Genomic DNA, 26,333 nt, shown 5'->3' on the forward strand with positions numbered 1-26,333 from the left:
TTGTTATTTTCAGAGTCGCCGTGAAGATAACATGGGATTAAAAGCTGGGTGCAAGGTTATTTTTAGTAATCCTTTGTAATATTGTGAAATACTCTCGGAGTTGCAGTTGTCGTGTCCGAATTAATCCCTGTGTTAAAAAATCGGAAATAGCTGATTTGTCCTGAAGCCCCCGTTCTGAATGGCTTTGAGGTGGGTTGGTGGCGGGCGTAGGCGCGCTTTATAAGAATAGCTGACGTCAAGGAAGTGTCGTTTCATATCTGGGAATTTATATGCAGCTCTCCTTTTTAAATAAAGGAGTGGTTTGTGTCTTTCTGCTTTTTATTCGCTTTCTTGACAGGGTGGTATTCGCGATATTGCAAAGGGATTGTCACTTTGCGGTCATGTCTAAGTGTTGGTTCGGTATTCACTAAGTTTGCCGGATTCAGGGATGATAAGAGGCTAATTGATATTATGAAGACATTGATTGTCATTGCCGAAGGGATGGACCCACTGGTACTGGAGTCTGAAGTTGCCAAAGGCCGGCTTCCATGGTTCTCGCAGCGCTTGGGCGCGCACTCTTATCGGCATTTGAATTGTGGGCCGGTGCCCTATGAGCCAAGCAACCTGGCGACCGCTTTCTCGGGGGTCAACCCGGGTCGGCATGGCTGCTTTTCCTACTGGAGCGCCCACAGTTCGGGGGAGATTCCGCGGATTCTCGAAACCACCGATGTCATGGCGCCCCGGCTTTGGGAGTGGCCGGAAATGGCCGGTCAGCGTTTTGCGGTGGTCAATGTGCAGCTCACCCATCCGCCGCGGCCGCTCAATGGCACGCTGATTACCTACCCGATGCACAACTCAATGAATACCAGCCACCCGCGCAGCCTGCTGCGCGACCTGAATGCCCAGGGGGTGCGCTACGCCCATGACGTTTCGCTGTTCTACACCGGGCAGCCCTTCGACGAGTTCGCAGCCCAGGCCTTCCGGATTGCCGAGCATCAGCTCGACAGCGCCATGGCGCTTGCGCAAGAGGCGGATGTGATGATCGTCAACCTGACCCTGGCCGATCGTCTGTCACATTTCATGTGGTACGAAATGCTTGAGTCCGAGCCCGCGCAGCGCCCGCAGATTCTGCGCGCTTATGACTTCATCGACCGTGCCTGCGAGCGTCTGCAGTCCCTGGCTCCAGAGTCGATGCTGGTGTTTTCCGAAATGGGCTTCGGCGAACTGGCGGGGTTCTTCTCCATCGATCAGCACTTGCGGGCCGCGGGCCTGCAAGTGCTCGACGAGCAGGGGCAGGTTGACCTCAAGCGCAGCGTCGCCCTGGAGACGGTGCAGGGTTCCCATGGGGTGATGTTGTGCGCCGACCTGTGCAATGAAGGGCACGCCAGCGCTGCTCAACGCCAGGCGGTGATGCAATGCCTGAGTGACATCCGCTTTGCCGATGGGCAGCCGGCGCTGGCCAGCGTCCGTGCCCGGGAGGAGGTGTACCAGGGCCCCCATACTCACCTGGCCCCGAGCCTGATCGTGACTCCGGCGGACCCCAAGCGCCCACCTTTGGGCGATCCGCGCTGGGCCAACCACGTGCGCCGCACCGCGCAGTCGGGATGGCATCGCGACTGCGGCTTCGTGCTGCTGGATGGGGCCAGGATCAAGGCCGCGCCGGGGCCCCTTCAACTGCAACAGATCGCCCCGACAATCGCCGGGCTGAGTGGTTGTCAGGCGGCTGCCCAATGTGAAATGACGAGCTTCGCATGACCAGCCTGGCGCTTGTTCGGCAGCCGTTGGCGCAAGCTGTTCTCGATAACCTGGGCAAGGTCGAGGATCACCATCGCCGGTTCAGCGTGGCGGCAGGGGAGGCGGGGCTCTATGGCTTTGTCGACAGTGACTTGCAGGCACTGAAGTCCATCGGCCTGGTGTCGCGTATTCAGGAGCACGACGAGTTCTTCGATCCTGACGATCTGTACAGCCTGTCCCTGCACCTGCGCTTGCCGTCGTTGCACAAACTGGCCATGCGCAGTTGGGCCACGGCGTTTCGCCAGTCCGATCGTCAGCGACAGGTTGAACTGGTGTATACGCTCAACGAGAAACAGCCGCCCCAGGGGCCGATCCAGGTGCTGACCGCCGCGGAGCGCCTGTGTGTGCTGGAGGCACCGCAGGGCGGTGACTTCTATCGCCAATGCCTAGTCATACCGGGCCAAATGCGGCTCCTGCCGAGTCCGTTTCGGGAGCTGATCGAAGAGGTCAGTGCCGGCATGCAGTTCTACATGCTGCATGACGGAGTTCGTTGGGATCTTGAATTCATGAGCCGGCACAAGCTGGCCGAATGCGGTGGCTTCTCGAAACTGCTGGTTGAGCGGGCCAAGGCACTCGGCTTGCCTGCCAGGCAGGTATTCGGCCTGCTGCTCAGTTCCCCCTATGCCACCGGCCATTACTGGGCCGAACTGCAGATCTGTGGTGAGTGGATTGCCGTGGACCCCTTGATGATCCGCCTGCTGTCACAGCAGGCGGGGCTTGTCTGTGATCAATGGCCGCTGCACAGGTCACCGCTGGGCGCGCTGTTGAGGCTGTGCGTTGTCGAATCCTACGACCACAACGGAGCTCCCTGCCTGAGCTGCTTCGAAGACAAGTACTTTCGCCAGCTTCCTGTGGCGACGGCAGGAACCACGCAGTACCGGGTGTCATACAGGGTAGCGGTTCAGCTGCCTGTTTAAATCGATTGCAGATAGGGAAAATCATGCTGGAACTGAATGGACGGGTGTGCCTTGTCACAGGGGCTTCAGGTGTGCTGGGCGCTGCGATATGTGAAGAGCTGGTCCGCGAAGGCGCTTGGGTCTTCGGGGTCTATCAACACAACATCGAGCGTATGCAAGCCCTGGTCGCCGAGACCGCGGAGCTGCCTGGCACACTGATTCCGGTCGCTTGCGACCTGACATGCGCAGAAGATACCTCAAGGATGCTGGTCACCCTGGCCGCTGACTCAAGGCCGATTCATGCCTTGGTCTGTTGTGCCGGGAAGATGTTGCGCAAGTCTGCCCTGCTCAGCAATCAACTCGATGGCGACCCGCTGTTCGAACTCAATGTCGAGGCCACGATCCGCCTGGTGCGTCAGGTTGTGCGGCCGATGCTGGGGCAGCGAGCCGGGCGCGTGGTGCTCCTGGGGTCACTGGCCGGCGAGAGCGGGATGCCCGGGCAAAGCCTTTATGCCGCGTCCAAGGCGGCGCTGCATGGTTACGCCCGATCACTGGCCTTTGAGGTCGGTGGGTTTGGCATCACCGTCAATGTGGTAGCTCCGGGGGCCGTGGCCGGACCACCGACCCATTACAGCGCCGCCGAGGAACAGCAGGTGTGCCAGCGTATTGGCCTGCGACGCTTGGGACGCCCCGAGGAAGTGGCGGCAGTGGTCGGCTTTCTCGCCTCGGCCCGGGCCTCCTATATCAACGGTGCGGTGATCGCGGTCGATGGCGGAGGGCGTTTCTGATGCATTGCGCAAGTATCGACCTGGGCGGCAGCAAGATGGCCCTTCACTTCAGCATCGCCGGACGCGTTGTGCAGCGTGAGCGCATCGAGATTCCGGCCGGTTGTGTTCCGCAAAGCATTCTTGAACAGGCGGTGGTCCTGTTGTGCCAGCAAATAGCGCTGTACGGCCCGATCAATTGCCTGGTGATTGCCAGCGCGCCGACGATCAATGCCGACGGCACAATCATTCGCTGGCCCAATCGACCCGACTGGGAAGGCCTGGCCATCGGCCCGGCTTTTCGCATCGAGGGGGTCGAACGGGTGATCTGGTGCGATGACGGAACGGCGGCGACTTTCGGCGATGCCACGGTCATGCGTGCCTCCAACCTGGTGCATTTTTCCCTGGGCACCGGGGTTGGTGGCGGCGTGGTCTATCAGGGCCGCATGTTGCCCGATCGCGAATTGGGACACCTGCTGGTCTGGCCCGGAGGAGCGCCCTGCAGTTGTGGACGGGCGGGTTGTCTGCAGGCCTATGCGTCGTTCCGTTCACTGGACAAGTTTGTCGCCTCGATGGGCTTTTCCGATGAGGCCACGCTTAACCACTGGCGCTTGCGGGCGGTACAGGCCCTGGCGCTGGCCACGGCCAACCTGGTGGAGCTGTTCCGGGTGGAGGTGATCTGCCTTGGCGGGGGCATGCTCGGACGCTTCCCGGAAATTCCCCATCAGGTGGGCATGCTGCTGCGCGAGCCGGGCTACCTGAAACCCTCCTTGAATCCGCCCCTGGTGATGCATTCCCCCCAGGGCACCGAAGCCTCGGTGCTGGGCGGGTTGTATCTGGCCCAGGCCAGCCACGAAGTGCAGAACGAGATTTGCGAAGGTGGCATCGACAACTCCAGGGTCAGCATTCGCCATGTCAGCAACGGCATGAGTTTTATCTCCATGAGCTCGAGGTGAATGGGCGCATGGCAGGACACAACGGATGTATCCATTCTGAGAAAAGGCAAACGATATGATCAACGAACCAATCCACGAGCCCAAGCGCCTCAAGAAAGTCCTGGCCGCCTCTGTGCGTGCCTGGCTGACGCCGAGTCGGCTGGCGATGTACTTGATAGGCGTGATGATCTTTTCGCTGGGGGCACTGTTCTTTATTGTCAGCCGATTGGGCACCGATCCACTGGATGTGTTTGTCATCGCCTTGAACAATCATCTGCAGGTGGGACTGGGGGCTTGTTCTGCATTGTTCTCCGTGGGCTTGTTGCTCTGGTGGGCACTGTGGAACAGGCAGTGGCCGCCGATCAGTCCCTTTGTGACCACGACCCTGACCGGACTGTTCATCGATCTCTGGCTGTTTCTGGAGTTTGACGAGGTGTTGGCGGCGGCCCTGGGGCCTTATGTGCTGCTCGCCATTGGCTTGGGGCTGTGCGCTTATTCCTCGGCGCTGATCATCATGAGCGGGATCGGCATCCGGGTCATCGATTTGCTGGTGATCAGCATGATGAACAAACTCGGTTGGTCCTTCACCCTGGCGAAGATGGTTCTGGAGATTTCGGTCTTTGTCCTCGGCTGGTTCATGGGTGGGCCATTCGGCATCGGGACCATCGCGTTTCTATTGATCATCGCGCCGATGATCAAGCCCTTCATGAACATGAACGAGCGTTACCTGCGCATGGGCAACTATGGGCTAAAGCGCCGCGATGTGTATTTCGTCCCTCCGGCGTCGCTCACTGGCAAGTAAGGCCGCTGTGCTCGAAGAGCATGCCCAGGTGCCGGATCGAATGGTCGAGAAACAGGCGCGTCAGGGAAGTTCCGAGCCACTTGTTGCAACGCTGTGGCAGGTCATGAGGGGAGTGAAAGTTGCTAGAGGTGGGCTGCAACACGCAGAAGTTGGTTATGTGCCGTGTTGCAGTTGTTCCAGGAAGAGGGTGGATCAACGGGGGTTCAACCCGTTGATCACACAAGGTACTCAACAAAACCGATCAATAACCCGAACTTCCGACTTGTCCCGCAGCGATTGCCATTCGGCTTTCAGGGTCTCCAGGACCCGACCGATGAAGTCTTTGTCGGCGGCGGCTTTCTTGCCGACGTAGCCCTGGCCGCGGCGGTACATCTTCAGGCGGGCCGCCAGTTCCTGGTTGTTCTGGTCGAACTCTGCTTCATGGCTATGGGGCGACAGGCAGTCGATATGCACTTGGCCCGACTTGGCAATCCACAGGATGTGGCTGTCGTGGCTGTCTTTCTGTGCGGCGAACATACGTGCCAATTCATCAATAGTGGGTTGATTATTAAGATTCATTTGTAGCCCCCTTGACCATTTATCGATCTATCTAAGTTGATTCGCTAATTCATCTTGCTACGTCGGTAAGTTGAACCCTGATACCGGAAACAGGGCGACAGAGGGTGTCTGTCGGATACAGATAAGGCCCAGAGCCTGATGCGTGTAGTTGCCTTGATTAACTGCTACGCAATAGCGTCACAACGAAGAGAAGCAGCGTAAACCTGGATGAAGCTGCCGACATTCCCACCATCGGCCACAAGCATCTTGAAGAGTTTTCGCTAGCTTGCTGTCCTTGTTCTGGACGATCAATGCCAGGTCAGTTTCATCAATCTGCCTTGTGGGCAGTACACATCCGGGTCACAGCTCGGCGGTCAGACGAGCTTGCTCATAACACCTTTGCCTCGTCCCCCGATCGGGGGGACGCCTGCATCATGCAAGGGCGAAACCCTCTCGTCAACGGTTTTGTAGTGAAAATTTTAAGGCACTACATATTGTCTGACAAAAGCCGAAAAGCCATCACTCAGGCCCCCCAATGCCGGTCAGGGCAGGTAGAATCGGCGCCTTGAAATGTTCTGAGGTTGCAGCGGTGGATGTACAACAAGGCTTCGTCCTGACCCGGCACTGGCGCGACACGCCGGCGGGCACGGAAGTCGAATTCTGGCTGGCCACCGATCAGGGGCCGCGCCGTATCCGCTTGCCGTTGCAAACGTCCGTGGCCTTCGTTCCGGCGGCCCAGCGGGCCCAGGCCGAGCGTTTGCTGGCCGACGACCCGGATGTCCAACTGCGCCCCTTGCAGTTGCGGGACTTCCACCAGCGCCCGGTGCTGGGCATGTACTGCCCGCAGCACAATCAGCTGATGCGCCTGGACAAGACCCTGCGCCGTGCCGGTGTCGAGGTGTTCGAGGGCGACGTTCGTCCGCCCGAGCGCTACCTGATGGAGCGTTTCATTACCGCGCCGGTGTCCTTTGGCGGCCAGCCAGGGCCCGACGGCCTGTTGCTTGAGGCGCAGATGAAGCCGGCGCCGGACTACCGCCCGACCCTCAAGCTGGTGTCCCTGGACATCGAAACCAGCGAGCGCGGTGAGTTGTACTCCATTGCGCTGGAGGGGTGTGGCCAGCGCCAGGTGTACATGCTCGGCAAGGCCCGGGAGGACGACAGCCCGGTGGACTTCGACCTGGAGTTCTGCGCCAGCCGCGAGCAGTTGCTGGAGAAACTCAACCAGTGGCTGGCCGAGCACGACCCCGACGCGATCATTGGCTGGAACCTGGTGCAGTTCGACCTGCGGGTGCTTCACGAACATGCCCGGCGCCTGGCCGTGCCCCTGCGCCTGGGGCGTGGTGGCGAGGAAATGCAATGGCGCGAGCACGGCAGCCGCACCCATTACTTCGCCTCGGCCGCCGGGCGCTTGATCATCGACGGCATCGAGGCATTGCGTTCTGCGACCTGGAGTTTCCCGTCCTTCAGCCTGGAGAACGTGGCCCAGACGCTGCTGGGGGAGGGCAAGTCCATCGACAACCCCTACCAGCGCATGGACGAAATCAACCGCATGTTCGCCGAGGACAAGCCGGCCCTGGCCCGCTACAACCTCAAGGACTGCGAGCTGGTGACGCGGATCTTCGCCAAGACCGAGCTGCTGACCTTCCTGCTGGAGCGGGCCACGGTCACCGGCCTGCCCGCCGACCGCAGCGGTGGCTCGGTGGCGGCCTTCACTCACCTGTACATGCCGCTGATGCATCGCCAGGGCTTTGTCGCGCCCAATCTCGGTGAGCTGCCGCCCCAGGCCAGCCCCGGTGGTTTTGTCATGGATTCGCGGCCCGGGTTCTACGAGTCGGTGCTGGTGCTGGACTACAAGAGTCTGTATCCCTCGATCATCCGCAGTTTCCTGATCGACCCGGTGGGGCTGGTGGAGGGCCTGCGTCAACCGGATGACCCGCACTCGGTGCCAGGCTTTCGCGGCGCGCGTTTCTCCCGTACCCGACATTGCCTGCCCTCGATCGTGACCCGGGTCGCCGAGGGCCGCGAAGTGGCCAAGCGCGAGCACAACGCGCCATTGTCCCAGGCCCTGAAGATCATCATGAACGCCTTCTACGGCGTGCTCGGCTCCAGCGGCTGCCGCTTCTTCGATCCACGCCTGGCGTCATCCATCACCTTGCGTGGCCACGAGATCATGGCCCGTACCCGGCAGTTGATCGAAGCCCAGGGTCATCAAGTGATCTATGGCGATACCGACTCCACCTTCGTCTGGCTCGGCAGCCTGCATGACGAGGAGCAGGCGGCGCTGATCGGCCGCGGCCTGGTGGCCCACGTCAATCAGTGGTGGCGCGAGCATCTGCAGCAGCAATACGGCCTGGACAGCGCCTTGGAGCTGCAGTTCGAAACCCACTACAAACGCTTTCTGATGCCCACCATCCGCGGCGCCGAGGAGGGCAGCAAGAAGCGTTACGCCGGCCTGGTGCAGCGCGCCGATGGCAGTCAGGAGATGGTCTACAAGGGCCTGGAGACCGTGCGCACCGACTGGTCGCCCCTGGCCCGGGAATTCCAGCAGGAGCTGTACCAGCGCATCTTCCACCGCCAGCCCTATCAGGACTATGTGCGCGACTACGTGCAACGCACCCTGGCCGGGCAACTGGACGATTTGCTGATCTACCGCAAGCGCCTGCGCCGTCCCCTGGACGACTACGAGCGCAACGTGCCGCCCCATGTGCGCGCGGCGCGCCTGGCGGACGAGTACAACCGCGAGCAGGGCCGGCCCCTGCAGTACCAGAACGGTGGCTGGATCAGCTACGTGATCACCCTGGCCGGCCCCGAGCCCCTGGAAAACCGCCGCGCGGCCATCGACTACGAGCACTACCTGACCCGGCAACTGCAACCGGTGGCAGACGCCATCCTGCCGTTCGTGCAGGACGACTTCAGCACCCTGGTGGGCGGGCAGATGGGCCTGTTCTGAGGCGCCTCAGTCGTCCACGGCTTCGCACAGGCCACTGGCACCGTGTTTGTCGCTGTACTTCACGCTCACTGAATCGTCGTCCTCGACGCTGATGGTCAGGCTCGTTTCCGGCGTCTTGACCTGGAAATGCCGGTCATCCACGGCGCGGCTCTTGACCACTTTGCCGTTGATGTAAATCGGACCGCCCTGGTCGGCGCTGACGGCCAGATTGCCGGGGCAGGAGACGTTGAACAGCGGTACAGCTTCGGCGTGGGCGGCGCCGGTGAACATCATCAAAGTGCCCAGCAGCAGGATTTTGCGCATTGCGGACTCCTCGTGGAACAGCCTGGAGGCAGAGGCCTGAGCGGCCCTTTGCAACCCCGGATGGGGGCTTAGCCTATCGGCTGCCAGAGCCGTGCGCGAGTGGAATATTTACCCCGGGGCAGAGTGGTTTTCGGGCTTTTGTCGGACAAAAAAAACCGTGGACTCGCCGTTGACGACTGTGTCAGGTTTCCTGGGCCTCAATGGGCGAGTGATAGGACGATCTCGCAGGCGGGGTCGTGGCTGTTCTATCGGAAATTTTTTGTCTGGAACAAGGACGTAACAATGTCAAACGCACTATCCAAAGCACTTCCTGAAACCATCGGTTACGGGATCGACCCGCTCGCAGCGGGCAGTAATGCCTACCAGCAGGTCCACGCCTTCAGCCATCTGTATGACCGGGGCGGCAGCGAACTGGTGAACGGCAAGCCATCGTTCACCGCCGACCAGGCCGCCGACTCGATCCTGCGCAAGGGCCTGTCCTGGCACGACCAGAATGGCGACGGCAAGATCGACCTGAGCTACAGCTTCCTCACGGAAAAACCGGCCAACTACAACCCGGCCCTGGGCAGTTTCAGCGAGTTCAGCGCGCTGCAGAAGGCTCAGGCCTTCCTGGCCCTGCAGTCCTGGTCGGACGTGGCCAACGTCACCTTCAGCGAGTCCGCCAAGGGCGGTGACGGCCACCTGAGCTTCGGCAACTACAACGTCAGCACCGGCGGCGCGGCCTTCGCCTACCTGCCGTCCGGCAGCAGCTATGACGGCCAGTCCTGGTACCTGATCAACGACCAGTACCGGGTCAACGAAACTCCGGGCAATGGCAACTATGGTCGCCAGACCCTGACCCACGAGATCGGCCACAGCCTCGGCCTGTCCCATCCGGGTGTGTACAACGCCGGCAGCGGTAGCCCCACCTACAACGACGTCACCTACGCCCAGGACACCCGCGGCTACAGCCTGATGAGCTACTGGAGCGAGAGCCACACCGGGCAGAACTTCAGCAAGGACGGCGGCGGTGCCTACGCCTCGGCGCCGTTGCTGGACGATATCGTCGCGGTGCAGAAGCTCTATGGCGCCAACCACGAGACCCGTGCCGACAACACGGTCTATGGCTTCAACTCCAACACCGAGCGTGATTTCTACAGCGCCCATAGCGCCTCCGACAAACTGGTGTTCGCGGTCTGGGACGGTGGCGGCAACGATACCCTGGACTTCTCCGGCTTCACCCAGAACCAGAAAATCAACCTCAACGAGGGTGGTTTCTCCGATGTCGGCGGCCTGGTGGGCAACGTCTCCATCGCCCATGGCGTGACCGTGGAAAACGCCATCGGCGGTTCCGGTAATGACCTGCTGATCGGCAACGCTGCGGCAAACATCCTCGAAGGCGGTGCCGGCAACGACATCCTCTACGGCGGTGGCGGCGGCGATAGCCTGTGGGGTGGGGCGGGGGCCGATACCTTCGTCTACGGCGCGGCTGCGGATTCGACCTTCGACGCCCCGGACTGGATCATGGATTTCGCCAGTGGCGAGGACAAGATCGACCTCAGCGGCCTGTTTGCCTCCACCGGCGCCACCCTGAACTTCGTCAGCGGCTTCACTGGCCACGCCGGCGACGCGATCCTCACCTACTTCGCCGAGACCAACCAGACCAGCCTGATGATCGACCTGACCGGTCATGGCGCGGTGGACTTTGCCGTGGGCACCGTGGGCCAGGCGGCCGTCACCGACATCATCGCCTGATCAACGCTGTGTGACGGGAGCGGCGCCAAGGCGCCGCTCTTCACTGAATGTCAGTCACCCCCGCCGCCGCCACAACCGCCACCCCCGCAACCGCCGCTGTCACCGCCGCCATCGCTGCCACTGTCTGCGTCGCCGCCCAAACGCGAGTTGTCGCTGTCAGAGCTGCTATTGGAGGAATCGCTGTCGAAGGAACTGCTGTGCAGGTCGCTGCCGCAGTGGATCACTGTGGTCGTGCTGCCGTTATCCGTCAGACGCCGCAGGGCTTGGCAGTCAGCGACGTAGTGAAAGCCCCGGGCGATCTTCAGCTTGGCATCCAGGGCGAACAGCAGCGGCAGGCGGCTGGGTTTGGCCGGATTGATGTTTTCTTCCAGGCAGGCCTGGCGCCAGACCTGACGCAGGCCGTTGTCGCTTTTTCGCGCAGCGTTCTTGCCGAGCACCGCAGCGGGGGTGTGATGGAGGAACTGGCCGAAGGCCTTGTTGCAGAAGGCCTGGTAGTCCCGGGTATGCAAGATGAATTCATGCCACAGGTCGTCCACCACCTGGGACGGCATCGACACGTAGTGCTGGCCGCCCTTGAGGTAGGCGAGGAAGAACTGGCGCAGGCCCTGGGCCACCAGTTGGCAGTCCTTGAGGCTCAGGTGCGGATGCTGGGTGCGCAGGGGCTCGAACAGCCGTGGTGGCAAGGTGAAGTTGCGGATATGAGCTTCCCGACGCAACGCGGTGAGGGTGTTCTGACGGCGCCAGAACACCAGGATCAAGGCCAGGACCACCACTGCAGGAAGGATCAACAGCATGCTCGGTCTCCGCCGGAAAAAGTGCCGAGACAGTGGCGCAAAGCAGCGCGATATTCAAGCCGTCCCGTCGATGCCGCCCTTGACGATCGCCGGCAACCCGCCCGAGTGGAACCTGGAACTGTCGCAGTCCAGCACCTCTAACCAAGACACCATCGCCAGCGGCTGCAACAACACCTGACAGCCGCCGGCTCCTACGCAATCCTGCTCGCCCGTGAAAGGCCCCGTCAGACGTGGTCGATATCGATATCCCGGGTCTCACGCAAACACAGCAAGCCCACCACCAGGCTGACCCCGGTAATCAGCACCGGGTACCACAGGCCGTAGAAGATATCGCCGGTGTACACCACCAGGGCAAAGGACACGGTGGGCAGGAAGCCGCCAAACCAGCCGTTGCCAATGTGGTAGGGCAGGGACATCGAGGTGTAGCGGATACGGGTCGGGAACAGCTCCACCATAAGCGCTGCCAGCGGGCCGTAGCACATGGCGGCAATCAGGATCAGCGCCACGATCAACAGCACCACCATGGGCTTGTTGACGTTCTGCGTGTCCGCCTGCTGCGGATAGCCGGCCAGGGTCACCGCGCCACGCAGCGCCGCTTCGTCGAAGCCGTTGATCTTCACGTCACCGACGCTGACCTGCACCGGGCTGCCGGCCGGGGCGGCGACGCTGCTGTAGGGCAGGCCCTGTTTCACCAGGAAGGTCTTGACCTTGTCGCAGGGGCTGTCGAAGCGCGCCTTGCCCACCGGGTCGAACTGGAAGGTACAGGTGGCCGGGTCGGCGCTGACGCTGATGGGCGCCTGGCGACTGGCCTGGTCGATGGCCGGGTTGGCGTAATGGGCCAGGGCCTTGAAGATCGGGAAATACAGCACGGTGGCCAGCAACAGGCCGAGCATCAGCACCGGCTTGCGGCCGACCTTGTCCGAGAGCCAGCCAAAGAAGATGAACATCGGCGCGCCGATCACCACGCTGATGATCAGCAGGCTGTTGGCCAGGGCCGGGTCCATCTTGAGGAACTGGGTGAGGAAGAACAACACGTAGAACTGCGCGGCATAGAAGGTCACCGCCTGCCCGGCGTTTATGCTGAACAGGGCGATCAGCACCACCTTGAGGTTTTCCCATTTGCCGAAGGATTCGCGGATCGGCGCCTTGCTGGCACGGCCTTCTTCTTTCATTTTCAGGAAGGCCGGCGACTCGTGCAGGCTCATGCGGATCCAGGTGGAGATGCCCAGCAGGACGATGGACAGCAGGAACGGCAGGCGCCAGCCCCAGACCTCGAATTGATCGCCGGTGAAGTAGCGACAAGCCAGTACCACCAGCAGCGACAGCAGCAGGCCGAGGGTCGCGGTGGACTGGATCCAACTGGTGTGCAGACCGCGCTTGCCCTGGGGCGCGTGCTCGGCCACATAGGTGGCGGCGCCGCCGTATTCACCGCCCAGGGCCAGGCCCTGGAGCATGCGCAGGGCCACCAGGATGATCGGTGCGGCGATGCCGATGCTGGCGTAGTTGGGCAGCAGGCCCACGGCGAAAGTCGCCACTCCCATGAGGACGATGGTGGCGAGGAAGGTGTACTTGCGGCCGATCATGTCCCCCAGGCGACCGAACACCAGGGCGCCGAAGGGGCGCACCACGAAGCCGGCGGCGAAGGCCATGAGGGCGAAGATGAACGCCGTGGTGTCGTTGACCCCGGCGAAGAACTGCTTGCTGATCACCGCCGCCAGGGCGCCATAGAGAAAGAAGTCATACCACTCGAACACCGTGCCGAGTGACGAGGCGAAGATCACCTTCTGACTGCCCTTGGCGGCGCAGTCGTCCAGGGACGCATTGAGAGGCTGAGCGTGTTCTGACATAGGGGGCTTCCTTACAGTGATTATTGTTGTTGTTCCACTGCCGGCGCCGTGACCGGCGCCGTTGTTGCGATTCACCGCGACCGTGCGATGAACCCTCGTTTACCTCCCGAGCGCAGGAGCTGGCTTGCCAGCGAAGAGGCCCTTGAGCCGGGTTCCGGCCTTGTGGACGCCTTCGCCGGCAGGCCGGCTCCTACATCAGGTGCATCTGTTCCTACGGTCATGCCGGGGTGGCGGGTTGCTTGTGCTGGACGGTACTCCTGGGGGCGGTGGCGAGAATCAGTTCGGCGGCTTTCTCGGCGATCATCAGGGTCGGCGAGCAGGTGTTGCCGGAGGTGATGCGCGGCATGATCGAGGCATCGGCAATCCGCAGTCCGGGAATGCCATGCACCCGCAGTTGCGAGTCGACGACGGCGTGGGCGTCGCTGCCCATGCGACAGGTGCCCACCGGATGAAAGATGGTGGTGCCGATGCGCGCCGCCGCTTCATGCAGTTGTTCCTCACTCTGCAGTTGCGGCCCGGGCAGGTATTCGCTGGGTTTGAACGGCTGCAGGGCCGGGGCGCCGACGATGCGCCGGGTCAGGCGGATGGCATCGGCGGCGACGCGCAGATCCTCCGGATGGCTCAGGTAATTGGGCTGGATCAGCGGTGCATCCCCGGGTTCCATGGAGCGTATCTCTATCCGGCCGCGGCTTTGCGGACGCAGGTCGCAGACCGAGGCGGTGAAGGCCGGGAAGCTGTGCAGGGGCTCGCCGAAGCGCTCCAGGGACAGCGGCTGCACGTGGTATTCGAGGTTGGCCCGGGTCTGCTCCGGTCCCGAGCGGGCAAAGGCGCCCAATTGGCTCGGGGCCATGGACAGCGGGCCGCTGCGGTCATACAGGTAGCGCAAGCCCATGCCCATCTTGCCCCACAGGCTGCCGGCGATCTGGTTCAGGGTGCGAGCGTTTTCCAGCTTGTAGATCAGGCGCAACTGCAGGTGATCCTGGAGGTTGCCGCCGACCCCTGGCAGGTCATGGCTGACCCCGATCCCCAGCCGCTGCAGCAGCGCGCTCGGACCAATCCCGGAGCGCTGCAGAATACTTGGCGAGCCGACGGAACCGGCGCACAGAATGATCTCCCGGCGGGCCTTGAACGCCTGCTGGCGGCCCTGGCTGATGGCCCGTACTGCGGTGGCGCGGCCGTCCTCGAGTATCAGCCGCTGCACCTCGACATCGGTCAGCACCACCAGGTTGGGGCGGTTGGCGATGGGCTTGAGAAAAGCCTTGGCGGCGTTCCAGCGCACCCCGGCCTTCTGGTTGACCTGGAAGTAGCCGCAGCCTTCGTTGTCGCCGCCATTGAAGTCGTCGATGTTGCGGATGCCGCTCTGCTGCGCAGCCGTGCGGAAGGCATCGAGGATCGGCCATGACAGGCGCTGGCGCTCGACCCGCCATTCACCGGCGGCGCCGTGCAACTCGCTGCCCCCGGCAAAGTGGTTTTCGCTTTTTTTGAACAGCGGCAGGACCTCGTTCCAGCTCCAGCCCGGGTTGCCTTCAGCGGCCCAGCCGTCGTAGTCGGCGGCCTGGCCGCGCATGTAGATCATGCCGTTGATCGAGGAACAGCCGCCCAGCACCTTGCCCCGCGGGTAGCTCAGGCTGCGACCTTGCAGGCCCGGTTCGGCTTCGGTCTTGAAGCACCAGTCGGTGCGCGGGTTGCCGATGCAGAACAGGTAGCCCACGGGAATGTGAATCCAGGGGTAGTTGTCGCGGCCACCGGCTTCCAGCAGCAGCACCCGGTGCTGGGGATTGGCCGACAAGCGATTGGCCAGCAGACAGCCGGCAGGACCGGCGCCGACCACGATGTAGTCGTAGGCGTCAAAGGCAGGGAGCATCCGTGACCTCGTTTCTTCGTTCTTGTTTTGCCCTCATCCTAGTTGTTAGCTTTCGTTAAAAGAATGTTAGTTTTTACCCACCTGCTGTGCGTTTTCTAACAGCGTCCCTCTTCGACATCGACCAGGATTTTCCATGTTCGACTGGAACGATCTGCGCTACTTCCTCGAGCTGCAACGCAGCGGGCGCCTGCTCACCGCGGCCCGGCGGCTGAACACCACCCACGCCACGGTGGCCCGGCATATCGAGGCGGTGGAGAAGGCCCTGGGCACCGCGCTGTTCGTCCAGCATGCCCAGGGCTACGAGCTGACCCCGGCCGGCGAGGCGCTGCTCAAGCACGCCGAGGCCATGGAAAACGTCGCGCTGCTGGTGCAGGAGGAAATCACCCAGTCCAGTGCGCCCCTGGGCAAGATCCGCGTCGGCGTCACCGAAGGCCTGGGGGTGAAGTTCCTGGCCAGCCGCATGTTTGGCCTGTTCGAACGTTATCCGGGGTTGGAAGTGGAACTGGTGGCGGTGCCGCGCTTTGTCAGCATTCTCAATCGCGAGGCGGAGATCAGCATTCACCTGGAGCGCCCCAATGCCGACATGCTGGTGACCCGCAAACTCACCGACTACCGCCTGGCCCTGTACGCCAGCCAGGCCTACCTGGACCGCGCGCCGCCCCTGCGCAGCCGCGAGGACCTGGGGCGCCACGCCTGGATCGGTTATGTCGACGACCTCTTGTTCAGCCAGGAACTGATGTTCCTCAACAGCTTCTGCCGCAACCCCCAGGTGGTGTTCCACAGCACCAGCGTCATCGCCCAGCAGGAAGCGGCCCGCTCCGGTCTGGGGATCGCCGTGCTGCCGTGCTACATGGCCGCCGCCGACCCGCAACTGGTGCCGCTGTTACCGGCCGAGAGCATCCAGCGCGCCTACTGGATCAGCACCCGCCGCGAGCTGCACAAATCGGTGCGGTTGCGGGTGGTCTGGGACTATCTGGTGCAGCTGTGCGCGGCGCAGCAGCAGGTGTTGCTGGGATCGTAGAGCTGGCGGGAGTAAGCGCATCGGTGAAGATGCACCGTGGGCTGGCTGAGGCTATGGCGCTAGCGGTGCAAGGGTATAGGTTTGTGTGCTTCGGCTGCGATTGATTTCGAGTCGATGGAGCCCGTCCTAGGTTTAAATTATCTGGGCTCCAGGGTTATGCTTTTGGCGGTCAGTAACGACGATTCAATAGTAGTCAAAGAGTTTCGTGCACCAGCCCACTGCGCTGGTGATGTTTTTCTGGGCATTGCCCCCCAGCTCGATCCATTCCAGGCCGGACTTGAGGTTGCGCAGGGCGTGGCTATTTAGTGTGCTGGTACGGGCCACACGAGGGGCCCCGGCTTGGAGTCGGCTCAGAGCATCGAACATCTGTGCGCGACTTTCGACTATGACCTGAGCCTTGTCAGCGATGGACAAGGCTATCTGCCTGCGTTCTTGATCATTTCTACTAATCGTGTTCCTGATCTCGCCGATCTGCGACATTAGTTTGCCCGCTCTCTTTACCTGCAAGTCACTTTGGAACTCGGCAACCGAGCTATAGGACAATTGGCTGAAGGCCCTTTGAAGGTGTGCCGTTCCGGGATAACGGTCAGCGCGCAAGCCTGCCAGAATCGTGTGGTCGTCTGCATTGCCGCCATAACGCGAATGGATGGTTTCCAGCACATTGGTGAGCGTCGAAATATGCTCTTCGATTTTCGCGACGGAGTTTTTCAGCGGTTGCAGGAACTGCTCCGGGTTTTTTGCTTTCAAGTCTTGAAAGGCTTCGCGAAAGTTTGGTGTCTGATTGGCGATGGCATGCAGCGTCGTTAACAGTGAGATCAACTGCTCTGCACTCCAATTCTTCCCCAAGGGTACTACCGCAGACTCATCAAGACCTTTCACCAGAATACAGAGGCATGGTAGGTCCTCGGGTGATATCTCGAAGAGATCCGCGAACTCGGGCACGAATCGGGCGGTGGCCTTAGACGTGTCCTTGGCAGCCCTTTTCTGTACCTCTTTCCAGTTTGGGCCAATCTCTCGGAAAACCTGCTCGTCTCGTAAAACCCTTATGTCGTCACCTGGGTGTTGTGTCGATGACAGCAGATTGCCCGGAAAGGCTGCGACCTCTCCTCCAGACCGTTCGATCGCCAAGGCAGTGGTGGCCTTTGGGTCCAACAGGATAAAGCCGACTTTGCGCCCCATTACCACGTCGGCCAGTTCCAGATCGGCGATCAACTTGGCGAGTTTTTTCTGATCGGTACTGCTTGGGGCAAGTAACACGCAGAGCAGTCTTTGCTGTTCTTGTCGGGTATGAAACCAATCGACGAGCTCTTGCGGCGATGCTGAACTGATGAGCATTTCAATATCCTTATAAAAATGGTTTGAGCAGCCGTCCAGCATCAACGGACTGACGGCTGGCGCCAATCATATTTCATCTCGACAAGGAATAGCGGTTAAGAGAAGCCATTGTTGATGGACTATTGACGCTGCGATTAAGTCTTCGAACCGCTGGTGGGTACTCTATCAAGCCGGTGCTGTAGGTTCAGAGGATCGGCCCGCAATGGGCCGAACTGCGGATCGGTGCACCGGGCTTGATGTCGACGAAGCGCGAACCGTAGGACACCGGGTTCAGCGGGCCGCCGTCCAGGCCCATGCCCAGGCCACCGGCGCTGCGGGTTTCACCTTCCTGCATCAGTGGGTCAAGGCATGCCCGCCAGTCCAGCAAGCGCAGGGTCACGGCCTGGCGCCGTTCCAGGTCGCCGGCCAGCAAGGGGCTGGAGCGGTGCCACAGGTATTTGCTGAACAGCAGGGCGTCGCCGGGATCGAAGGCCTCTTCGATGCGTTGTTCCTCGAAGGCGTCGGTAAGCACCCCGGGCGTGCAGTAGGTCTGGCGCAGGTGCGCGGAAAATTCGGCCACCGACTCGCCCCGTGCCAGTTTGCCTGCCAGCAGGCGCGAGAACTGGAAGTTCTCCTGGGCCGAGAACAGCGACAGGGGCACCCAGGCCATGCCGCCACCTTGCAGTTGGGGGCGTATCGGCTGCAACGGCATCCACAGACTGAAGGCCGGGTCCTGGGGGCGGATGTAGCGAAAGTTCAGCGAATCGTAGTGCCAGGCAAAGCCCGAGCGTCCCACCCCCAGCTCGAAGCTCTGGGCCTCGCTCATGATCAAGCGGCAGCCGGTGAGGCAGGTCAGCACCTGGGCGAAGGCCGGTTGCCAGTAGAGGCGTTCGAGGATGCCCACCTGGGTCACTCGGTGGGTCAGGCGGCTGAAACCGTCGCCATGGGCCGAGGTGCCCGAGGGGGCAGGGCGCAGTTGGCTGTTGGCCAGCTCGCGCAGTTGCAGGATGGCCGCGGGCGTCAACAGACTGCGCAGTTTGATGAAGCCACGCTCTTTGAAGTGCCGCAGATCGTCCGGGTCCAGGCGCAGCGGGTTGACCAGGGCAGGGGCGGTGTCAGGCAGGACCGGTGGCAGGTTCACAGGGGTATTCCATTACCAGGGGACAAGGCCCTTGAGTATGGACAGCACGCGTTGGGTCGGCAGGCTGGATTCGACCTCGAACAGCGCCTTTGCGACATCGGGCAGAGAAGGCGGCGCCTTAGCCGCCAGGCCGGACGTAGCGGTCCTGGGTCTGGATGAACTCATCGAAGGCCCGGGAGTTGTAGACCTCAAGGCAAGCATGCAGCACCACCTTGTCGCGGCTGTATTTGCTGCTCCCCGAGGCCTGCTCATAGGCTTGTGCCACGTAGTCGGTGGTGGCGGTGTAGGGGTTGTGCAGGGTTTCCAGGGTGTCTTCGTTCTGCAGCACGTTGTACAGGCCTATCCCCAGCACGCCGTACATGCCGACGGCGTGGCCGACGTCCTGACGCATGGCCGAGGGTTCCTCGAAGCGCGCGGCCAGGCAGTTGGCCAGGCCGTAGTTCTTCAGGGATTGGCGGGCAGCGTCGACTTCACTGGTGGCCTGGGCCGCGCTGCAGGCAGCGGCCAGTGATAACAGCAATACGCTCATCCTTTTCACCCTTGCCACTCCTCGATCCAGGCATCCGCCAGTGCTGACGGCGGCAGATGGTCGGCGTTGCCACGGCGCTTGTCAACGAGCCGGCCTGCCGTCGATCCCATGCGCCAGGCAGCCCTTGCAGCGCAGGAATCCCAGCTCTCTTTTGCGCCGCTATTGCTCTAGAATGCCGGCGCTTTGAGCGCCGCCGTCGAGGACCATGCCCGACCCTGCTCAAGGCGATTGTCCAGGCCTGCCTGCGCCTGCTGGACCGGCCCCCTCTTGAAGACCCCACGGGTAAAAGGAACGACCCTCCCGATGCAAAAAATCAAACTCATTCTGGGCTCCGCACTGGCGGTGTTCCTGGCGTACCAGGCCTACGGTTCGTTCTACTACGGCACGCCGTATCAGGGCCGCGACTACAGTCCCGACCAGGCCTTCTACTACCAGAAATACCGCTTGTTCAGCTGGCGCACCTGGATTCCCACCATGACCATGCCCGGTGATGGCGACAGCTCGCGGTACAGCGTTGGCGGCTACCTGCGAGTGTTCAAGGCCGACGGCACGCTGGTGGGGCAGTCCTATGACGGCTGCATTGCGGTGGTGGAAGTGTCCTGGTACGACGATGCGGTGGGCGGCTTCGGCTGCAGCGAGCACTTGATCGCGCTGTCCGCGAAGGCCACGTCGGACTGAGCGTTCAGTCCCGGCGCCCGCCCATGGGCTATGGCTCGCGGCGCGCCGTCCAGGCGCTGCCCAGCCGCAGCGGTTGATGGCAGGGAATCGACAAGGTCGCGCGCAGGCCGCCCAGGGGCAGGTTGTCGAGGCTGATCCGGCCACCCAGGTGGCGGGCGATGACGCTGACGATGGTCAGCCCAAGGCCGGCGCCGTGGGCGTTGCCGCGACTGTAGAAGCGCTCGAACAGCCGCTCGCGTTCCCCTTCATCGATGCCCGGGCCCTGGTCTTCCACGCTCAGTTCGAAGTGTTCGTCGACCTGGGTCAGGCGCACGCTGATCACGCCATTGGCCGGTGAAAAGTTCACCGCGTTGCTGATCAGGTTATTCAGGGCAATGTCGATGGAGGCCGCTTCAGCGCGAACCGGATAGGGACGCTCGTCCACCTCGAAGGACAGTTCCAGGCCCTTGTTCAGCAGCCACGGGGTCAGTTGCACCAGGCTGTCGCGCACGGTATGGGCCAGGTCCACGGTCTGCTCGCTGGGCATCTGCGCCTTGGGTTCCAGGCGGGCCATGGTCAGCAACTGGTTGACCAGGCGTCCGGCGCGGTCGACGCCCAGGATCAGCGATTCCAGGGAGGCCCGGCGTTCCTGTTCGGTGCCGGCTTGCAACAGGTTCTGCGCGTGCACGCGCAACACCGCCAGGGGCGTGCGCAGCTCATGGGCGGCGTCGGCAATGAAGCGCCGCTCGCGGCCCAGCAGTTCCTGAATCTGCGTCAGCATGCGGTTGAGGGCAGCCTGCATGGGTTCCAGTTCCCTGGGCAGCGGTTCCTGGTGCAGGGGTTCCAGGGAACCGCTGGGCCGGGCCCGGAGCAGGGCGGCCATATTGGCCAGGGGGCGCAGGCCCCAGCCGATGGCCAGCCAGATCATCAGCACCAGCAGCAGGCTGCCGACCACATTGGGCCACAGGGTGTGGCGCATGATGCGGTTGACCAGGTCACTGCGCACATCGACTCGCTCGCCGACCCAGACCCGCAGCCCGGAATCCTGATCATCCAGGATAAAGGTGCGCCACTGATGGTCGTTGCCGTCCTGTTCATTGCCGAACCCTGGCGTCAGCGGCTGCACCGCCAGGGCGGGGGCGCTGGTGGTGCGCACCAGCAGGCTGCCTTTGCGGTCCCACACCTGGAAGGCGATCTTGCTTTCGTAGGGGTGACCGTCGACCTGGGGCATGGCCTGGCTCAGTGCCAGGTTGAAGGCGTGATACAGCTGGGCCTGCTCGGCGCTGCTGTTGGGCATGCGCATGATGCCCAGCAGCAGCCTTGCATGTTGCGCCAGTTGGGCGTCGTAGACCTCGTCGATCTCGTGGTTGCTGTCGTGCAGGTTGAAGGTCGTCAGAATCAGCAGGCCGGCGAACAGCAGACCGATGATCAGGGTCAGGGTGCGTCGGCGGATCGAATTCATCGACGCTCCTCCACCAGATAACCGACCCCGCGAATGGTGCGGATCAGGTCGGCGGAAAACTTCTTGCGCAGATGATGGATGTGCACTTCCAGGGTGTTGCTCTCGGCCTCTTCATTCCAGCCGTAGAGCAACTGCACCAGGCGGTCGCGGGTCATCACCCGGCCCGGCGGCGAGAGCAGTTCGTAGAGCAGCTGGTACTCCTTGGGTGTCAGGGCCACCGGCTCGCCGTGGTAGTGCACCTGTTGGGTGCCAGGGTCGAGGCTGATGCCGGCGTGCTCGATCAGCACCCGGGCGCGCCCGGCACTGCGCCGCAGCAGGGCCCGCAGCCGGGCCTTGAGTTCGTCCAGGTCGAAGGGCTTGATCAGGTAGTCATCGGCGCCGGCGTCCAGGCCGGCGATACGGTCCTCGGTGGCGTCCCGGGCGGTGAGAATCAGCACCGGCAGGGTCGAGCCGCTGTCACGCAGGCGCTTGAGCACTTGCAGTCCATCCAGGCGCGGCAGGCCGAGGTCGAGCAGGGCCAGGTCGAAGGTTTCGCTGAGCAGCGCATGCAACGCGCTGCTGCCGTCCTTGAGCCAGTCCACGGTGTAGCCTTCGCGAGTCAAGGCTTGGTGGATACCTTCGCCCAGGGGCTGGTCGTCCTCGATCAGTAGTAAGCGCACAACGACTCCTGTCCTGTCCGGATCATTTGATTTTCTTGCCCACCTCGGCCAGCAGCGCCTGGATCTCCTCGCGCCGGCCCTTGTCGGCCACTTCCCGCCCAGGGCGCGGAGCAGCTTGCAATGCCTTGAGCAAAGCGACCCGGGCCTCGCCGTAGCGGCCCTGGCGATACAGGTGGTCACCCCAGAAGTACAGACTATCCAGGCCGTCTGGGTTTTGCTGCAAGGCTTGCTTGAGCAGTTCCTCGGCCTTGTCGGCGTCGCCGAAACCGATGGGCCAGCCAGGAACGCGATCATACAGTGCACCCAGGCTGGTGTAGGCAGAACCCTGCAGGGCCTTGGGGTCCAGATTCAGCGCCCGTTCCAGGTCGGCCTTGGCTGCCTTGACCTTGCTCAAGGCCCCCAGCCCGCCCTGGGCTCCGGCCCAACTGCTGGTGACGATGCCCGACCAGATCCAGGCTTCGGCGACCGCCGGGCGCTCCTGGGTAAAGGCCCGGGTTTGCGTGGCCAGCTGTTCAAAGGCGGCGGCCCGTTGCTCGGCCGGCACCTGGTACTGAATGTGCGCCCAGCCTTGCTGGATGACGCCGAGACGTTGCTGGTCCGCCGTATCCAGGGCCCAGGCGGGCAGGCTCAAACAGCCCAGCAACAGTGCGCTGATCAGGTTCTTCATGGTTTTTCGTGCTCCCGTTCGGATCGGATACTCAGCCGCCGGATCAGCGGCAGGTGTTTACGCAGGCCGCGGTCCACCAGGTTGGGCAGCAGACTGTTGAGGCGGACAAAAAAACGTTCCGGCCAGCCCAGGTACAACTCGCGGTGGTCGCCGGCGATGGCGTGGACCACCGCGCTGGCCACGGTCTGCGGATCGTCGACGTTGCTTTTCAAGGCATCGTTCAAGGCCTGGGCGGCGGGGCTGTTCATGCTGGTGCGGGTGGCTCGCGGCGCCACATAGAGCACGTTGACCCGGGTGTCCGCCAGTTCCCGGCGCAGGGCCTCGGAGAAGCCGCGCAAGGCGAACTTGCTGGCGCAGTAGGCGGCATAACCGGGGTAGCCGATGGAGCCATAGGTGGAGCCGACGTTCACCACCATGGCGCTGGGAGCCTGTTGCAACAGCGGTAGCAGCAGGCGAGTCAGGCACATCGGTGCGCCGATGTTGACCGCCAGCATGGCGTTGATCTCGGCGTCTTCGAGCTGTTCGAGCATGGCGAAGTGATTGATTCCGGCGGCGTTGATCAGCAGGTTGACGCTACCGATGGCCTCGGCGGCCAGCAGCACCTTGCGCCGGTCGCTGAGGAAGGTCAGGTCTGCCGAGACCCAGCACAGTTGATTCGGGTAACGCGCCAGCAGCGGCTCCAGGGGTTCCTTGTGCCGGGCCACGGCCAGCACCTGGGCGCCACTGGCGCACAGGGCCTCGGCGATGGCCAGGCCGATGCCGCCACTGGCCCCGGTGAGCACGGCGCGGGTTTCAGGCAGGCGCATGGGCGCGCTCCCCGACACGTGGCAGACCGCGGAACATCTCGCTGTACAGGTGGTAGACCACCTTCGAGGCATGGATCACTGCGGCCTGGTCGGCAGGGTCGTCGAGACGGTCCATCAGGCGCTTGTAAGTCTGCATATGCTCGATGTCCAGGGAACCGTGGGAGGCCAGGTAACTGAAGGCGCTCGGGGGCAGTTGCAGACTGTCCTGGATGCTGCCGGCGGCCAGGGTGGCCAGGGCGATGCTGGTGCCTTCGAGCACGTTGACCATGCCGAACAGTCCCACCGGATTGTCCCGGGCGATCAGGTCATAGAGAAAGCTCACCATCAACTCGATGGCCAGGGACGGGCGGCCATCGCGAACCGCCAGACGGTCGCCGCCGCAGGCGACGATGTCGTTGAGCACCCACTGTTCATGGCCGTACTCCTCCTCGATGTACTCGCACACCGCGCCGCGCAGCCATTCCAGACGTTCCGGCAGGCGTGCGCCGCACGCCATCATCAGCGGCACGGTGTGGCGCACGTGGTAGTAGGCCTGGGTCAGGAATGCCCGGTAGCCCTCAAGGCTGACCTGGCCGGCCAGGGCTTCACGAATGATCGGCAGGCTGAACAGCTGTTCCCGTTCCCGGGAGGTGGCGGCTTGCAGTTGGTCGAAAAAACTCATGACGATGATTCCTCGGAATGAACAGTAGGGCAGAGCAGGTCGCGGTAGCGTTCAACGATGGCCTCGCGGCGAGGCCGGCCGTTGGCGGTGAGCAAGCCGTTGGCTGGGGTGAAGGGTTGCTGCAGGCGGGTCCAGTGGTGGACCTGGGCGTAGTCCGGCAAGGCCTCGTTGGCCTGGACCACGGCAGCGGCCAGTTGGCTGTCGCTGCAGTCCGGCCGATGGGGCCAGAGCAGGGCGTGGTTGCGGGGCAGGGCCTCGCCGTAGACGAAGGCCTGGGCAATATGGCTGCGCTGGGTCAGTTCGGCTTCGACCCATTCAGGGTTGACGTTGCGCCCGTAGCTGGTGACGAACTGATGCTTCTTGCGGCCCTTGAGATAGAGGTAGCCATCGCTGTCGAACTCACCGATATCGCCGCTGTGCCACCAGCGCTCGACCCGCTCGGGTTCACCCAGGTAGCCCAGTAGCAGCGAGCCCTCGATCAGCACCTCGCCGTCGGCTGCCAGGTGCACTCGGACATGGGGCAAGGGCTGGCCGACGCTGCCCGGGCGGTGTGCGCCGGGACGGTTGAGGCACACCACCGAGGCGCATTCCGACAGCCCATAGCCCTCGTACACCGGCAGGCCCAGGCGCTGGGCGCGTTGCAGCAGCTCCAGCGAGACCTTGGCCCCGCCCACGGCGGCAAAGCGCAGGTTGGCGGGATTGAACAGGCGCTGTTCGGCGGCCCCCACCAACAACAGCAACAACTGCGGCACCAGGATCAGGCTTTCGGGCTGGCGCTGGGCCAGGCAGCCGAGCAAGGTGGGCGCGTCGACCCCGCTGGCGCCCTGGATGCCCAGGGTTTTCTGGCTTGGCAGGCTGAGGGTGGCACCGGCATAGAGCGCGGCGTAGCAGCCCAGGTTTTCCAGGAGAATCCCCAGGGGCAGCAGCGCCAGGTGATGGCGCGGGTTGCTGGAGTGACTGGCCTGTTCCAGTTCCCGGGCCACCTGCAGCAGGCTGTCGGCGCCCAGGCACACGCCTTTGGGGGTGCCGGTGGTGCCGGAGGTGAAGGTCAGTTTCGCGGTGCCTGGCGGCAGGATCGAGGGTCCATCGAAGCGTCGGCGCCAGAATTCGCCCTGGCGCTCATAGCCGGCGGCTTGCAGTGGCGCCTCCTGGCCGTCTTCGGCCAGCAGCAGCTCGGCGCGGCTCTGTTCCAGGCAGTGCTGGCGCTGGGCAGCGCTGAAGAAGGGCGGCAGGGTCAGGCAGGTCAGGCCCTCGAACAGGGCCGCCAGGTCCCAGAGCAGCAGTTCCGGGCTGTTGTCCAGGGCCAGGGCCAGCACGTTGACCTGTGCCTCGCGCAGCCGTTGCTGGCGGTCGATCACCTCGGCATACAGGGTGGCGTAGTCCAGGCGCAGGCGATCGCCCCAGAGTGCAATGTGGGTGGTCTTTTCTTCGGCGTGCTTGCGTAGTGCTTCCTTGAAGCGCTGCACTTCAGGCGACATGGGTGCTCTCCTCGAATGACTCCGGCAAGCCCAGGCGGTTGAACATCCCCATGTTGCGCAAATGGATGAAGCCTGCGCGGATGCTGCCCACGTGTACCGATGGTTGGCTTTGGTAGTAACTGCCCCAGTGATGCCGCTCTTCACCCAGGCGCTCGGGGTCGGCCGCGCACAGGGTCAAGGGGCGCAGGCCCAGGCGATGAAAGCTGTTGACCAGGCCGATGTTGCCGGTGAACGCCACCCACTCCAGGCCACCCATGGCCAGCAGCCAGGTGATGGCGATGATGGACAGGCGTGCGCTGCCGGTGTCGCTGGCCGCCAGGTTGCCCACTTCCACCACGCCCTGACGCGCCGTCGGGCGCTGGGCGGCGAAGTCGATCAACTCCTCGATCGGTGCATCCAGATAACGTTCCAGAAACAGCGGGCCGCTGCTGGCCAGGCGCACCCCGGCGACGGCGCACAGCGCGCCCTGGGGATCACTCAAACCGAACAGCTCGGGCATGAACTGACGGATGGTGGCGCCGTGGACCTGCTGGAATCGCTGGCTGACGTAGGTTTCGAAGACGGGGCGCTGAACCTCCCCCGGCAGGCTGCGGGCCAGGGTCAGGGCCGTGGCGCAGTCCCGGCCGAAGTTGAGGGGCAGATGGATGTTCCAGTCAAAACCAGGCATGGATGCAGAGCCTCCCGAGGCATGTTGGGGAGGAGTATCGGCAGGCTTTCTTAACGAAGTCTGAAGATGGCC

The 26,333-nt window shown here is 62.9% G+C and carries 24 protein-coding genes and 1 pseudogene; 10 read left to right on the forward strand and 15 right to left on the reverse strand.

Translation table 11 applies throughout. The features are described 5' to 3' along the window. Positions 1-450: 450 nt before the first annotated feature. The 5 genes from ACMGF8_RS17865 to ACMGF8_RS17885 are packed head-to-tail and all read left to right on the forward strand — an operon-like array spanning position 451 to position 5,170. Positions 451-1,734, forward strand: coding sequence for an alkaline phosphatase family protein (locus tag ACMGF8_RS17865; RefSeq protein ID WP_102864353.1), 1,284 nt, complete (start codon positions 451-453; stop codon positions 1,732-1,734). Further along, a complete protein-coding gene (locus ACMGF8_RS17870) occupies positions 1,731-2,690 on the forward strand; it encodes a transglutaminase domain-containing protein (protein ID WP_102864354.1) in 960 nt (319 codons plus the stop codon). The genes ACMGF8_RS17865 and ACMGF8_RS17870 overlap by 4 nt, the downstream gene beginning before the upstream one ends. Before the next feature lie 23 nt (positions 2,691-2,713). Continuing rightward, positions 2,714-3,457 (forward strand): SDR family NAD(P)-dependent oxidoreductase, encoded by a 744-nt coding sequence (locus ACMGF8_RS17875; RefSeq protein WP_162884140.1) that lies wholly within the window; start codon positions 2,714-2,716, stop codon positions 3,455-3,457. Then, positions 3,457-4,389 carry an ROK family protein gene (locus tag ACMGF8_RS17880; protein WP_102864356.1) on the forward strand — a complete coding sequence of 311 codons (933 nt, stop codon included), beginning with the start codon at positions 3,457-3,459 and terminating at the stop codon, positions 4,387-4,389. The genes ACMGF8_RS17875 and ACMGF8_RS17880 overlap by 1 nt, the downstream gene beginning before the upstream one ends. Positions 4,390-4,444: 55 nt before the next feature. Continuing rightward, a complete protein-coding gene (locus ACMGF8_RS17885) occupies positions 4,445-5,170 on the forward strand; it encodes a YczE/YyaS/YitT family protein (RefSeq protein ID WP_102864357.1) in 726 nt (241 codons plus the stop codon). Positions 5,171-5,398: 228 nt separating this feature from the next. On the opposite strand, the gene ACMGF8_RS17890 is transcribed toward ACMGF8_RS17885, so the two are convergent. Next, positions 5,399-5,728: a hypothetical protein gene (locus ACMGF8_RS17890; RefSeq protein ID WP_016968704.1), complete on the reverse strand. Its 330-nt coding sequence runs from the start codon at positions 5,726-5,728 to the stop codon at positions 5,399-5,401. A gap of 568 nt (positions 5,729-6,296) precedes the next feature. Here ACMGF8_RS17890 and ACMGF8_RS17895 point away from each other — a divergent pair. After that, on the forward strand, positions 6,297-8,657 hold the full coding sequence (locus tag ACMGF8_RS17895; protein WP_115582215.1) for a DNA polymerase II: 2,361 nt from the start codon (positions 6,297-6,299) through the stop codon (positions 8,655-8,657). Between the two features lie 6 nt (positions 8,658-8,663). Here the strand turns inward: ACMGF8_RS17895 and ACMGF8_RS17900 are convergent, their stop codons facing one another. Beyond that, entirely contained in the window at positions 8,664-8,960 is a 297-nt protein-coding gene (locus tag ACMGF8_RS17900; RefSeq protein ID WP_102864359.1) for a hypothetical protein, read from the reverse strand. Positions 8,961-9,242: 282 nt separating this feature from the next. Between ACMGF8_RS17900 and ACMGF8_RS17905 the strand changes: the two genes are divergently transcribed. Then, entirely contained in the window at positions 9,243-10,694 is a 1,452-nt protein-coding gene (locus ACMGF8_RS17905; protein ID WP_240321978.1) for a serralysin family metalloprotease, read from the forward strand. Positions 10,695-10,744: 50 nt separating this feature from the next. Here ACMGF8_RS17905 and ACMGF8_RS17910 read toward each other — a convergent pair whose 3' ends face one another. Then, positions 10,745-11,488 carry a glycine-rich domain-containing protein gene (locus ACMGF8_RS17910; RefSeq protein WP_115582216.1) on the reverse strand — a complete coding sequence of 248 codons (744 nt, stop codon included), beginning with the start codon at positions 11,486-11,488 and terminating at the stop codon, positions 10,745-10,747. Positions 11,489-11,573: 85 nt separating this feature from the next. Between ACMGF8_RS17910 and ACMGF8_RS17915 the strand changes: the two are divergent. After that, positions 11,574-11,666: pseudogene (locus tag ACMGF8_RS17915) on the forward strand (hypothetical protein); the annotation flags it as partial. Between the two features lie 46 nt (positions 11,667-11,712). Here ACMGF8_RS17915 and ACMGF8_RS17920 read toward each other — a convergent pair. Both ACMGF8_RS17920 and ACMGF8_RS17925 read right to left on the reverse strand, forming a co-directional pair. Further along, positions 11,713-13,335, reverse strand: coding sequence for an MFS transporter (locus ACMGF8_RS17920; RefSeq protein WP_110595790.1), 1,623 nt, complete (start codon positions 13,333-13,335; stop codon positions 11,713-11,715). A gap of 217 nt (positions 13,336-13,552) precedes the next feature. Continuing rightward, on the reverse strand, positions 13,553-15,199 hold the full coding sequence (locus tag ACMGF8_RS17925) for a GMC family oxidoreductase (RefSeq protein ID WP_416756904.1): 1,647 nt from the start codon (positions 15,197-15,199) through the stop codon (positions 13,553-13,555). 133 nt (positions 15,200-15,332) lie between these two features. On the opposite strand from ACMGF8_RS17925, the gene ACMGF8_RS17930 reads away from it, so the two are divergent. Then, positions 15,333-16,220 (forward strand): LysR family transcriptional regulator, encoded by an 888-nt coding sequence (locus ACMGF8_RS17930; RefSeq protein ID WP_416756905.1) that lies wholly within the window; start codon positions 15,333-15,335, stop codon positions 16,218-16,220. Between the two features lie 183 nt (positions 16,221-16,403). On the opposite strand, the gene ACMGF8_RS17935 is transcribed toward ACMGF8_RS17930, so the two are convergent. From ACMGF8_RS17935 to ACMGF8_RS17945, 3 genes are all read right to left on the reverse strand, one after another. Beyond that, complete coding sequence (locus ACMGF8_RS17935) at positions 16,404-17,621, reverse strand: hypothetical protein (RefSeq protein ID WP_416756906.1); 1,218 nt, start codon at positions 17,619-17,621, stop codon at positions 16,404-16,406. A 118-nt stretch (positions 17,622-17,739) separates the two neighbouring features. Continuing rightward, entirely contained in the window at positions 17,740-18,675 is a 936-nt protein-coding gene (locus ACMGF8_RS17940; RefSeq protein ID WP_250330433.1) for a phytanoyl-CoA dioxygenase family protein, read from the reverse strand. 118 nt (positions 18,676-18,793) lie between these two features. Further along, entirely contained in the window at positions 18,794-19,204 is a 411-nt protein-coding gene (locus tag ACMGF8_RS17945) for a hypothetical protein (RefSeq protein WP_231979028.1), read from the reverse strand. Positions 19,205-19,507: 303 nt separating this feature from the next. Between ACMGF8_RS17945 and ACMGF8_RS17950 the strand changes: the two genes are divergently transcribed. Further along, positions 19,508-19,882: a hypothetical protein gene (locus ACMGF8_RS17950; protein WP_115582222.1), complete on the forward strand. Its 375-nt coding sequence runs from the start codon at positions 19,508-19,510 to the stop codon at positions 19,880-19,882. A gap of 28 nt (positions 19,883-19,910) precedes the next feature. Here ACMGF8_RS17950 and ACMGF8_RS17955 read toward each other — a convergent pair whose 3' ends face one another. Genes ACMGF8_RS17955 through ACMGF8_RS17985 form a run of 7 tightly spaced genes read right to left on the reverse strand, consistent with a single transcriptional unit; the run spans position 19,911 to position 26,261 of the window. Continuing rightward, a complete protein-coding gene (locus ACMGF8_RS17955) occupies positions 19,911-21,323 on the reverse strand; it encodes an ATP-binding protein (protein ID WP_207167592.1) in 1,413 nt (470 codons plus the stop codon). Next, positions 21,320-21,982, reverse strand: coding sequence for a response regulator (locus tag ACMGF8_RS17960; RefSeq protein WP_102864368.1), 663 nt, complete (start codon positions 21,980-21,982; stop codon positions 21,320-21,322). The genes ACMGF8_RS17955 and ACMGF8_RS17960 overlap by 4 nt, the downstream gene beginning before the upstream one ends. Before the next feature lie 22 nt (positions 21,983-22,004). Then, positions 22,005-22,649, reverse strand: coding sequence for a tetratricopeptide repeat protein (locus tag ACMGF8_RS17965; protein WP_115582224.1), 645 nt, complete (start codon positions 22,647-22,649; stop codon positions 22,005-22,007). Continuing rightward, complete coding sequence (locus ACMGF8_RS17970; protein ID WP_102864370.1) at positions 22,646-23,455, reverse strand: SDR family oxidoreductase; 810 nt, start codon at positions 23,453-23,455, stop codon at positions 22,646-22,648. The genes ACMGF8_RS17965 and ACMGF8_RS17970 overlap by 4 nt, the downstream gene beginning before the upstream one ends. Next, positions 23,442-24,116 carry a TenA family transcriptional regulator gene (locus ACMGF8_RS17975; protein ID WP_102864371.1) on the reverse strand — a complete coding sequence of 225 codons (675 nt, stop codon included), beginning with the start codon at positions 24,114-24,116 and terminating at the stop codon, positions 23,442-23,444. Before ACMGF8_RS17975 ends, ACMGF8_RS17970 begins: the two co-directional genes overlap by 14 nt. After that, complete coding sequence (locus tag ACMGF8_RS17980; RefSeq protein WP_416756907.1) at positions 24,113-25,594, reverse strand: AMP-binding protein; 1,482 nt, start codon at positions 25,592-25,594, stop codon at positions 24,113-24,115. The genes ACMGF8_RS17975 and ACMGF8_RS17980 overlap by 4 nt, the downstream gene beginning before the upstream one ends. Further along, the gene (locus tag ACMGF8_RS17985; protein ID WP_207815242.1) at positions 25,584-26,261 is read right to left on the reverse strand and encodes a thermostable hemolysin; all 678 of its coding nucleotides are present in this window, start codon (positions 26,259-26,261) and stop codon (positions 25,584-25,586) included. Before ACMGF8_RS17985 ends, ACMGF8_RS17980 begins: the two co-directional genes overlap by 11 nt. Between the last annotated feature and the right edge of the window lie 72 nt (positions 26,262-26,333).

This window comes from Pseudomonas sp. BNK-7 (assembly GCF_048072025.1).
Taxonomy (GTDB): Bacteria; Pseudomonadota; Gammaproteobacteria; order Pseudomonadales; family Pseudomonadaceae; genus Aquipseudomonas; species Aquipseudomonas danubii.